The organism is Clostridioides sp. ES-S-0001-03, assembly GCF_020676075.1.
Lineage (GTDB): Bacteria > Bacillota > Clostridia > Peptostreptococcales > Peptostreptococcaceae > Clostridioides.
In genome coordinates this window covers 442,771-455,148 of record NZ_JACVWJ010000002.1, presented here as the reverse complement: position 1 = coordinate 455,148, position 12,378 = coordinate 442,771, and the positions used below count along the sequence as shown (strand labels likewise).

Here is a 12,378-nt window from a genome sequence, read left to right as displayed (position 1 = left end):
AATTTAATTTTTTATTTTCTAAGTTATTCTATATATACCCGTGTCATATACCTTCAAACAATTTTTTTTAAAATTTTTTATTAATTTTTAATTTCGATTTGTCAGCAGTATATTTCTGTAGTAATGACCTTTGAGTTTCATTAGTTCTTTATGATTTCCAGATTCTACAATTCGTCCATTTTCTAAAACTATTATATTGTTACAATTTGATATAGTACTTAGTCTATGAGCTATAATTATACTAGTCTTTCCATAAGTCACATTATTTATTGCATCTTGAATCTTAGCTTCAGTTGCTATATCTATATTACTCGTAGCTTCATCCAAAATAAGTATTGGTGCATTTTTTAATACCGCCCTAGCAATACTAATTAATTGTTTTTGCCCCTCACTTAAATCCTCACCCCTATCTGATAAAACAGTCTCATATCCTCCATGCATTTTAATTATAAACTTGTGTAAATTTGCTATTTTACTAGCAGATATAACCTGTTCATCAGTTGCTGTTAGGTTTCCATACCTTATATTTTCCATAACAGTGTCATTAAATATATAACTTTCTTGTGGAACTACTCCAAAATAATTTCTTAAACAATTCCTATCAACTGAATATATATCATTCCCATCTAAAAATATCTTCCCTTTTTCTACTTGATAGAAATTTGTAATCAGATTTATAATTGTCGTTTTTCCACTGCCAGTTTCTCCTATTATGGCATTTGATGTTCCAGCCTTGATTTTTAAGTTTATATCACTTAGAATATTCTTTTTTGAGTCATATGAAAAACTTACATCTTTAAATTCAATATCTCCATTTATAAAAGATTTTTTTAAATTATTATTTTTATTGTTGTAAATGTCACTTTTAGTGTTACTATTTATTTGTTCTTCTTCTTGCTCATCCATAACTTCAAAGATTCTTTCACATCCTGCTACAGCTGAAAGCAATGTATTGAATAAATTAGCTAATTCATTTAAAGGTCTTGTAAATTGTCTTACATAACTTAAAAAACTTGCTATAACGCCTATAGTTATAACGTCTTTAGACGCAAGTACTCCACCTATAATACATATAATTGCAAATCCTATATTACTAATTACGTTCATAATAGGCATTAAAAGAGATGTATAAATCTGTGATTTAAGTGAAATACTCAAAAGCCTATCATTGATTACTTTGAAATCACCTACAGATTTTTTTTCATAATTAAAAGCTTTTACTACATTTATATTTGATATCATTTCTTCAATATGAGAATTTAGTTTTCCTAATTCTACTTGTTGTTGCTTAAAAAAAACTCTAGTCCTCTTTGCAATGAAATTGCTTAGAAACATTACTATTGGTATTAATACGATACTGCAAAAAGTTAAAATAGGGCTTAATATAAACATCATAATGAAAGTTAGCAATATGTTCAAAATTCCTGTAATTAATTGTACTAATGAAGTTGAAATACCTGTACTAATATTATCAACATCATTTGTTACTCTACTCATAATATCTCCAGTAGCACTCTTATCAAAGAAAGTTATTGGTAAATTCCTGAATTTTAGAAATAAATTACTTCTCATATCTCTAACTATGCTTTGAGATAATCTAGCTGTAAATATCCCCTTGAACAACTTAACTAAAAATTCAATTATATAAAATAAAAGTAAAATAAGTATTCCTTTTAAGAAAATAGACTTTGAATATATATCAATATTTATTATGTCAACTACTTTTCCAAGAGTATATGGTATTATAGTTGATATAATTGAATCAATTATTACTAGTAAAAAAATTAATCTAGTAATTTTTTTATCTTTTTTAAAGTACATAAAAACTCTTTTAAATGTTTTTTTAAAATCTTTAGGCTTTGCTTTTTTCTTTAATCTACTCACCTTTTGATTTCCAGTACTCAAATTCAATACACTTCCTCCTTAATTTACATCTTCATTTACTAGATTTTGCAACTCAAAAATCTTTTTATAAGTTGGAGAACTAACCAGTAAATCTTCATGTGCAGCAAATCCAACCACCTCTCCCTCATCTAAGACTAAAATCTTATCACAGTCAATTATAGAACTAATTTTTTGTGAAATAGTTATAATAGTACATTTCTTGTTTTCATTTTCTCTTAAATTATTTATATAATCTTTTATATTTTTCCTTATAACTGTTTCTGTATTGATGTCCATCGCACTAAAACAATCGTCAAGAATTAATATTTGTGGTTTTTTTGCTATAGCTCTAGCTATTGTAACTCTTTGTCTTTGTCCTCCTGATAGGTTTTTACCCCTTTGAAACAAAACTTCATCATAAGAATTTTCAAGTTTTGTTATAAATTGATTTGCATTTGCTATTTCGCATGCTTTTACAACATCTTCTTTACTTATATCTTTACTTCCCATAATTATATTTTCTGATATACTCTTTCCAAACACACTGCTATTTTGAAAGACTACACCTATTTTTTCTCTTAAACTATCTTTAGATATACTGTATATGCTATGCTCTCCAATCTTAATATCTCCTTTATCAACTATATATAGTTTTTGGATTAAATTGACTAAAGAAGTCTTTCCTGAACCAGTTTGACCAATCACGCCAATATTTTGCCCTTCTTTTATATTAAAAGATATGTCTTTTAATATCTTCTCATCTATATTTTTATTATACGAAAAATCTACATTTTCAAAAATTATATCACCATTTATAAATTCTAACTCTCTTTCTTTAGCATCTAAATCAGTATTTTTGATAATTACTTCTTCATTCTCATCAATTAGGACTTCACTTATTCTTTCATAAGAAGCTTTTGCTCTCACAAAAACATTAAAAACGTGTGAAATCATTATAAGTGATGTTAATATTCTAGTCATGTAGTTTACATAGGCAACTATAATTCCAATTTTAATTTCTCCAGAATAAATTAAATATCTCCCAATTAGCAATATTATTATTATAGCAATGTTAATAATTATTGTAATTGTTGGTCTAAAAAATGACATCATTGTTGTGGCTTTTCTACTATTTTGAAAAAGTTCATTATTTAATTCTTCAAAACGTTTATTCTCATAATCATATCTACAGAATAATTTAACTACCTTTATTCCACCTAAAAACTGTCTCAATTTTGAGTTTATCTTATCTGTACTTTCTTGTACTTTTTTAAACAACTTATATCCAATCTTCATGTTAAGCAATATTATAATAAATATAATTGAAACTGCAATTAAAATAATTATTGACATTTTTAAATTTAATTTTATCGCTATAATTAAACTTCCTATACACATAATTGGTGATTTTATAAAAACTCTCATCATTCCATGAACAAATAATTGTATCTGATTAATATCATTAGTAATTCTTGTTATTAGTGAGGCTCTACCAAATTTATCTACTTGCTTCAATGAATATGTATTTATCTTTTCAAATACATCCTGTCTTAAATCATAAGAAAAACACTGAGAAACTCTTGCTGAGATTATACTTCTTATTATTGAAAATACTGCTCCTAAAAAAGTTATACCTATCATTAATGCTCCCGTTGATAATATGTAATCTAAGTCCTTATTTGAAACCCCTATATCAATTATTTTAGCCATTATAGTTGGTTGTGCCAAATCACAAAAAGCTTCCAATGTTAAGAAAAATATTGCTGTTAAAAACAACACTATATATTTTTTTATATATTTTTTAAAATACCTCATTCAACCATCCCTTCATAGCATTTTCTAACTATTAAAAGTATATCACAATCAATAATTTAATTGATTATATCAATTATAAATATTTGATTTATTCTTAATTTTTATACTATATATTTTATAAATTATTTGTTTTTATTTCCCATATTTATATATATTTATAGCATACTATTATATATAATATATATGTATTAAAATTAAGACAAAACTTTAACTTTACTATTTGTGTAAAAAGTAATATAATTTAAAATTGATTATAAATCTAACTTTTTTATCTATTAAAATATTCAGGAGGTGAGAGATTTGAAAAAAACAAATGGTTTAAAAGAAATTTTAAACTGGAATAATATGAAAAATTTAAGACCTTCAAAGGGTTTAAAAAATATATTAGAAATTTTTAAAAATGACCTAAAAGATATACGTGGAAATTATGCAGTACTTATAATAGTTGTAGGACTTGCTTTTTTACCATCTTTATATGCTTGGTTTAACATAAAAGCATCTTGGGACCCATATGGGAGTACTGCTAATATGCTTGTAGCAGTAACAAATGAAGATAAAGGTAATGAGATAGCAGGACAGAAAATTAATATCGGAGACCAGTTAATTGAACAACTTAAAGATAATAAAAGTTTAGGTTGGCAGTTTGTAGATGAGAAAACGGCTCTTGAAGGTGTTAAAAAAGGTACTTATTATGCATCACTTAAGATTCCAAAGAATTTCACAAAAGATTTAACTTCCCTAATTACAGATGATGTCAAAAAGGGTGAACTTATCTATACAGTAAATGAAAAGATAAATGCAGTTGCACCAAAGATTACTGACAAGGGAGCTTCTGCAATACAGTTACAAGTTAATCAAACAATAATAAAGACAGTGAGTGAAATAGTTCTTGGTGTATCAAATGGAGTTGGTGCAGGAATTGAACATGGTCTTCCAAAACTAACAAAAGTTGAAAACTCTCTTATGGACCTTCAAAAAAGATTTGACCATATAAATAAAACGGTCGATTTAGCTGCTGATGCTACTTCAAAATTATCAGGTACAGTTAGAGATATTAAGGCTGATTTACCTACAATTAAAAAGACTTTAAATGATACAAAATTATTATCAAGTGATGTAAAAAAATTCTTAGAGGATACAAATAACAATGTAGATGAACTTTCTCCTCTTATAAAGTCTGATTTAAATTTAATGGTTGACCTTTCATCTTCTGCTTCTTCTCTTACATTAAATTTAATTGATGCTGTAAACAGTGGAAGTGAAGATGTACCAAAATTGATAGACAATTTATCAGAAAAGCTTTCTAACTTACAATCTTTAAATGATACTTTAGAAGATTTTTTAACTAAATTGAATCAGCTTACATCCAACAATAGACTGGATGATGTAATAAATAGCCTTGAAGATTCCAGCAATAAAATAGATTCTTCTATATCAACATTAAATGATATTAAAGATAAGGTTATATCTGGGCAACAGCCATCTATAAGTGCCTTAAATAATGTTTTAAGTTTATCAAATGGTATAGGAAGAATTAATTTAAATATTTTGAATAATTTTGACTCAAAAATATCAAAACCTATAAACAGTATATTTGAAAAAAGCATAAATGTAGCAAATGATATAATTACTGTTTTAGATAAAGCAGAAGCAAAACTTCCAAAGGTTGAAGAAATTCTTACTACTTCTTTAAGTCTTTCAGGAAATGCACAAGAAAGTATATCATTAATAAGAGAAAAACTGCCTTTGGCAAAAGGAATGTTGGATGACTTAGTTGATACTTTAAGTAAAATTAGCAATGGCGAGGATATGAAAAAATTAGTTAACTTACTTGAAAGTGATATATTGACAAAATCAAACTTTTTAAAGGAACCTGTTGAAGTAAAGACAGAAAAATTATATCCAATTGCCAACTATGGTTCTGCAATGACACCATTTTATAGTGTTCTTTCTACATGGGTAGGTATATTACTGCTTTCAGCATTATTATCTACATCTGTACATGGAAACTATAAACCTTATGAGATTTATTTTGGAAGAGGACTTACTTTTTTAAGTATAGCCCTCGTTCAAGGATTTATAATTGGAACTGGAGATATATTATTATTAGGAGTAACAGCAGAACATCCAATTTTACTAATAATTCTACTCATGTTTACTAGTATGGTGTTTAATTTTATAGTTTACTCTTTAGTGTCTGTGTTTGGAAATATAGGAAAGGCAATTGCAATAGTACTACTAGTTGTACAGATTGGTTCTTCTGGTGGTACATTCCCTATACAAGTTACACCTACATTCTTCCAAAGAATAAACCCTATAATGCCATTTACTTACGCAATAGGTGCCACAAGGGAGGCTGTTGGTGGTATATATCCTCCAAATTTAATTAAGGATGTATTAGTATTACTATTATTTATGATTTTGTTCATCTGCTTAAATGTACTTTTAAAAGGGCCTATAAATAGAGTTATAAAACCATTTAACAAAAAATTTGGTGATAGTAATTTAACTGGACATTAAACACTTGATTATATCTTTAAAAATCCTATAAAAATAATCTATAGTTTAAGTTTATATTAAAGGTAGTAGCTTCTCAGTTACTACCTTTTTCTAGTTAATAGACTATCCCTCACAATTACTTATAAATGACTGATATTCATTCATTGACTTTCAAAATCCCATATGCTATTATGTACTTGAAATCAGAAGGAGGATGCTATATGCCACGTATTACTAAAGAACCTAATGAGCGTAGACAAGAAATTTTAGATACTGCAATGAAGTTATTTTATGAAAATGGATATGAAAAAACTTCTATTACTGATATTGCAAAATATATGAATGTTGCACAAGGTTTATGTTATCGTTATTTTCCATCAAAAGAAATCTTATTTGATAGTGCTATAGATCAGTATGCACAAACTTTAGTAGATAAAATGCTATCTATACTAAACGATAAAAATAAAACATTAAAACAAATAATTGAAGAAGTACCAACATTTATTGATATAGAAACTGATGATAATCTTTATTACAAAATATGTCATGGAGAACAAAACAAAAAAATTCATGACCAGTTATCTTTAAAAGTCTGTGAAAAGCTTTTGCCAATTGTAAAAAAACAAATTGAACTAGCTCATTCGCGAGGAGAAATTGATGTTCCTGATTCCGATACAACAGCATACTTTTGTGTATACGGTCAACAAGGTATATTACTACGTAATGACATTTCTAATGATGAAAAGATAGAAAGAATTCGTTCTTTTCTAACTTATCTTATGAATATTTAAATATATACCAGCTCAATAATCAGAGATACATATATTTTACAAATACAATTTAGCATTATACTCTATCTCTTACTTCTATATCTAAAGATACACAGATTGACACTTTTTATACCACTCTGCATATCTTTAGATAAACTTGTAGTTACATTAATCCTTTGTAATTCTCTTCCTCTAAAAAATAAATATAACTTTTACATATATTCTAGCTTTATTTTCTTTAAATAAAAATATGCCTTTATAATTTATAAAAGCATATCATAAAAATTTAATATTAAATTACTTCACCTAACATAACCTAAGTATTTAATTCATATAATCAGTTATTCCAGATTTTAAGTTATACAAATGCTTAAAACCTTCCTCGACTAATAAATTACATGCTGTAACACTTCTGTGACCACTTCTACAATAAACTATTACCTTTTTATCCTTATATTCATAAATTTCATCTATATTATTAATTAACTCTTGTAAAGATATATTTATCGCATTTTCTATTTTACTTTCATTAAATTCATCTTTAGTTCTTACATCTAACAATAAAACATCTTTTTCATTTTTCATCATTTCCTTAAGTTGATTTTTATTTATAGTTTTGTACATAATTTAAGATTCCTCCATTTTATTTATATATTACTTATACCCTTTATTTTTTATCAGATAACAAAATATTATATTTTTATTTTTCTCATATATATAAAATGTATACTTATTATAAATACACTTTTCTTAAAACAATAATCTGTTGATTAAAATAATTAAGAATGTTATGCTAATTATAATTATTAAAAGGGAAAAGAGGTAATTTAATATGTTTAAGCAAAGATTATGTAAGTTATTATCTAGCACATTAGTACTTAGTATGTTATTTACTGCTACTCCAAGTATTACTTTTGCTGATAATGACACAAACAATATCTCCGATAAGTATCAAAGCTCTGATATAGAGTTAAATGATTATAGTAAAGGTTCGGAGTCTTACACAAAAACTAGAGCTCTTGCTAAAGAGAAAATTCAAACTTTACTATCTAAATATGGTGCTGTAAGCGCTCAATATGCTCTAATTGATAATGGTAAAATTGAGATTTCTGGAAATGGTGGAGTATACAGCAAACAAGATAATAAAAATTTAACTAAGGATAATATGTATAATATTGCCTCTATCAGTAAAGTATTTACTACTACAGCTGTTATGAAGTTGGTTGAACAGGGAAAAGTAAATTTAGATACTCCTGTTGTAAAATATATACCTGAATTTAAGATGGCTGATGATAGATATAAAGAAATCACTCCAAGAATGTTATTAAATCACTCATCAGGGCTAATGGGAGGAAGTTTAAAAAATGCCCTTTTATTGGGAGACAATGATTCTTATAGTCATGATAATTTCTTAGAAGAATTAAAGAAACAAAGATTAAAAGCTAAGCCAGGAGCTTTTTCCGTTTATTGTAATGATGGATTTACTTTAGCTGAAATTTTAGTAGAGAAAGTATCTGGTATGTCATTTACTAATTTTCTTGATAAGTACATAAATAATCCACTTAACTTACAAAACACAAAAACTCCAGAAAATAGCTTTGATAGTTCAAAACTTGCAAAAGCCTATGTACCTTATTGGGAAGATGCAGTTCCACAAGATAACTTTAATACTATAGGTATGGGTGGCTTATATTCAAGTGCAGAAAATCTATGTACATTTGCACAAACATTTATGAAAAAATCAAATGGAATTCTTTCTCCTGCTTCAGTAAAAGCTATGGAAAGTAAAGAATATTTAAATGGTCTATGGCCTGAGGGAGAAGACTCTATCCTTGGATATGGTTTAGGATGGGATTGTGTCAACACTTATCCATTTAATCAATATAATCTAAAAGCACTTACAAAAGGTGGAGATTCTTTATTATTCCATAGTAATCTTACAGTGCTTCCAGATGAAAATATGGCAGTTGCAGTTGTTTCTTCTGGTGGAAGTAGTCAACTTAACGAAGTAATCGGACAAGAAATTTTACTATCTGCACTAAAAGAAAAAGGTAAAATTAAAGAAATAAAACCTGATAAAACATTTAGTAAGCCACAACAAGTCAAAATGCCAAGTTACTTAAAAGAAAATAGTGGACTTTATGCTTCTTCAAATATGCTAAAAATCGATGTTAATGATAATGGTACTCTAACAGTATCTTCTCCATACATAGAAAATGGACCTGAAGATAAATATGTATACATAGGTCAAGATAGATTTGTATCTGAAAAAGGTAATAGTTGCCTAAAATTTGTAAAAGAAAAAAATAATATCACATATTTAAATATGAGCTCTTATGATGATGTTCCTGGATTAGGTCAGACAGCAAGTTTATACTACGTAGCTCAAAAGGTAGATGACAATGATATATCAGATAGTGTCAAAGAAGCATGGGAAAAAAGAGGTGAAAAAGGCTACTATATAGTGGATGAAAAATATAGTTCTCAACACTATATGCTTGGTTCTGTTAAAGCAATTCTTGGTGTTTCTGATAAAACTCCAGGTTTTTTAGCTAATACTAAAATAATAGATGAGAATAATTCAAATGCTTTTATAGAAATACCTGGTGTAATGGGTCGTGATTTGAGTGATATCAAACTGTATAAAGAAAATGGTACAGAATACCTAAAATTTGCAACACAAACATATGTAAGTGAAGATTCCCTAACTAATTTATCATCAGAAAAATCTTTTACATATCAAATAGATTCAAAGGGGTATGCAAAATGGTACAAAATTGGCGATGATATAGCAAATAAAAAAATAGAAGTTAATCTTCCTCAAAATTCATCTTTTGCAGTTTATGATGATAAAGGAACTCCTGTAAATTACTCTTTAGTGACAAAGAATAATAGAGTTAGATTGCCAAAAGGAGGCGTAATAGCTTTCTTAGGAAGTCCAAATGCCAAATTTGAAGTTACATACCAAGATGAAGTAAATACAAATGCATTAACAGGAACTGATAGATATGAAACTTCTATTAAGATAAGCCAAGCAGGTTGGGAAAATGCTGAAAATGCTGTTTTAATAAATGATTCTGCAATTGCAGATGCTTTGGCTGCAACACCATTTGCATATAAAAAAGATGCTCCTATATTGTTAACTGGAAGTTCTCAAATAAATGAAAAAACTTTAGCTGAATTAAAGAGATTAAAAGTTAAAAATGTATATGTAATCGGTGGTGAAGCTTCTGTAAACGAAAAATCTTTAGATACTATAAAGTCAGATAATATGTCTGTATCTAGAATTTCAGGAAATGATAGATATGAGACTTCTCTAAATCTTGCTAAAGAATTAAAAGGAATTAGTAATGTATCAAAAATATCAGTAGTTAATGGTGAAAAAGGATTAGCAGATGCAGTAAGTATTGGTGCAGCATCAGCTCAAAATGATATGCCTATAATACTTACTAATGAAAATAGTAATATAACTGAAATAAATGATTTATTCAAAGATAAAAAAATAGATAAATCTTATATAATAGGTGGAGAATACACAGTTTCTAAAAATATAGAAAGTAAACTTAAAAATCCACAAAGAATATCAGGTAGTACTAGAAATGAAACAAATGCAAAAGTAATAAAAGAGTTCTACAAGGATTCTACTATAAGCAACCTATATGTAGCTAAAAATGGAATCAATAAACAAGATGATTTAATAGATGGTTTATCTGTTGGGGTTTTAGCTGGAAAAACTAAATCTCCTGTAATACTAGTAGGAAATTTACTAGACTATAGTCAAAAAGAACTATTTAAAACTATGAGATTTAAATCAGTAACACAAATTGGTGGAAATGGAAATGAAAATTCATTTAAACAAATTAAAGAAATAGCTTAATATTTTAAAACGGGCTATATTCAAATAATTTTATTTGAATATAGCCCGTTTTTATTACAATTATAAAATTAATCTTTATTTATCATTCATACTTAGTAATTTATCTAAGTATACTGACTTTAGCTGCTTACTAGCCAAAGCTTTTTTAGCTGGTTCAAGTTTTAATATAGCTGATAGTATAGCTCCCATAGCTCTATGACTAGCTAAGGCATTATTATCAAAAATTAGATTTTGTAATTGCCCTTTCTCGATTGCCATGAGAACTGCTCTATGTACTGAATTTGCAGGAGTTATTATTTTTTCATCTCTCTTTAATAGCATAATACTATTTTTGTGACAATTTCTAACACAAACGCCACAGCCTAGACATCTATCCTCATCAACTTTTATATATTCTTTATCATTTTCTTTTACTTTACTTATTGCATCTATTGGACATGCAGATATACATTTACCACACTTTACACAACTTTCATGGTTTATATTTGGTATAAAACTAGTTGTTTGTACTGGGTGAAGATTTCCAAATCTTTTTGCTGCTACTAGCGCCTCACAACAGCAACCACAACAATTACATATAAATGTAACTCCTTTTCGAACATTTTCTCCACATTGAACTAAATTATGTTCATATGCTTGATGAAGTAATTCCTTACATTCTACTTTATCTACACGTCTTGCAAATTTATTGTTTATTAAAGAATTAGCTACATTGTCAAATGTCATACATATATCCATAGGAGCATCACAGGCTTTTCCAACGTGTTGCATTCTATGTCTACAATAACACATGCTTATACCTATATGAGTCGATTCATCAATTATATGAGTAGCTCTTTCATAATCTAAAATACTTACTTCATTATCATTAGTCAATACTTCTTCTTGAACGTAAACTCTTCCAAGTTTTGTTTCTGTTGAATAAAATAAATCTTTAATAAAATCTTCTTCTACATTCATATACTGATAGTAAAGTTCTGATAAAAGTTTTTGGTCTATATCGTGTCTTGTTCTCATCATGGCAAACTCAAAAAAACCAGCCATTGGAGGAGGCATTATATATTTTTTACCTTTTTTATCTTCTATATCTAGTATTAGTGCCCTGCTAGCTAGCTTATCTAGCACCCTATATGCTTCACTTTCACTTATACTCCAAATTTTAGCTGCTGTTTTTACTCTAAAAGGCTTTATTGGAAGTTGTGCCACTAATTTTGCCTCTTGTTCTGTAAAAAGTACATTTAGTATTTTATATAATGTATCAGAGGGTGGAGCACCCTGTGGAAATTTATTTATTCTTTCCTCTAAGCTTTTATACATGTTTTTAGCAGTTATATGAGAAATAGTAATCACCTTCTTTTTCTTTTGTTTTCCAATATAATCAAATATCTTTCTTTATTATCTAAACTCCTACTTTATATAATACCAATTCTTTCTAAATAGTTAAATACCTCTAGCAATTTATTTATTAGATTTCTTATATAAATAAAAACCGTTTAATCAGCATAATTATAGTTTATACCAATTAAACGATTT

7 protein-coding genes are annotated in these 12,378 nt (G+C 27.4%); 3 read left to right on the top strand and 4 right to left on the bottom strand.

Going from position 1 to position 12,378, the window contains the following annotated elements; all coding sequences use genetic code 11:
* Nucleotides 1-87: 87 nt before the first annotated feature.
* Together IC174_RS05275 and IC174_RS05270 are read right to left on the bottom strand one after the other, a co-directional pair.
* Complete coding sequence (locus IC174_RS05275) at nt 88-1,911, bottom strand: ABC transporter ATP-binding protein (RefSeq protein WP_227482320.1); 1,824 nt, start codon at nt 1,909-1,911, stop codon at nt 88-90.
* Nucleotides 1,912-1,923: 12 nt separating this feature from the next.
* Nucleotides 1,924-3,699 carry an ABC transporter ATP-binding protein gene (locus IC174_RS05270; RefSeq protein ID WP_227482319.1) on the bottom strand — a complete coding sequence of 592 codons (1,776 nt, stop codon included), beginning with the start codon at nt 3,697-3,699 and terminating at the stop codon, nt 1,924-1,926.
* A gap of 291 nt (nt 3,700-3,990) precedes the next feature.
* On the opposite strand from IC174_RS05270, the gene IC174_RS05265 reads away from it, so the two are divergent.
* The gene (locus IC174_RS05265; RefSeq protein WP_227432838.1) at nt 3,991-6,219 is read left to right on the top strand and encodes a YhgE/Pip domain-containing protein; all 2,229 of its coding nucleotides are present in this window, start codon (nt 3,991-3,993) and stop codon (nt 6,217-6,219) included.
* A gap of 200 nt (nt 6,220-6,419) precedes the next feature.
* A complete protein-coding gene (locus tag IC174_RS05260) occupies nt 6,420-6,989 on the top strand; it encodes a TetR/AcrR family transcriptional regulator (RefSeq protein WP_227432836.1) in 570 nt (189 codons plus the stop codon).
* 303 nt (nt 6,990-7,292) lie between these two features.
* On the opposite strand, the gene IC174_RS05255 is transcribed toward IC174_RS05260, so the two are convergent.
* Nucleotides 7,293-7,592 carry a rhodanese-like domain-containing protein gene (locus IC174_RS05255; RefSeq protein WP_227482318.1) on the bottom strand — a complete coding sequence of 100 codons (300 nt, stop codon included), beginning with the start codon at nt 7,590-7,592 and terminating at the stop codon, nt 7,293-7,295.
* A gap of 208 nt (nt 7,593-7,800) precedes the next feature.
* On the opposite strand from IC174_RS05255, the gene IC174_RS05250 reads away from it, so the two are divergent.
* Nucleotides 7,801-10,845, top strand: a complete 3,045-nt coding sequence (locus IC174_RS05250) for a serine hydrolase (protein WP_227482317.1) — start codon at nt 7,801-7,803, stop codon at nt 10,843-10,845.
* Between the two features lie 75 nt (nt 10,846-10,920).
* Here the strand turns inward: IC174_RS05250 and IC174_RS05245 are convergent, their stop codons facing one another.
* Nucleotides 10,921-12,195 carry a 4Fe-4S dicluster-binding protein gene (locus IC174_RS05245; protein WP_227482316.1) on the bottom strand — a complete coding sequence of 425 codons (1,275 nt, stop codon included), beginning with the start codon at nt 12,193-12,195 and terminating at the stop codon, nt 10,921-10,923.
* Nucleotides 12,196-12,378 lie beyond the last annotated feature (183 nt).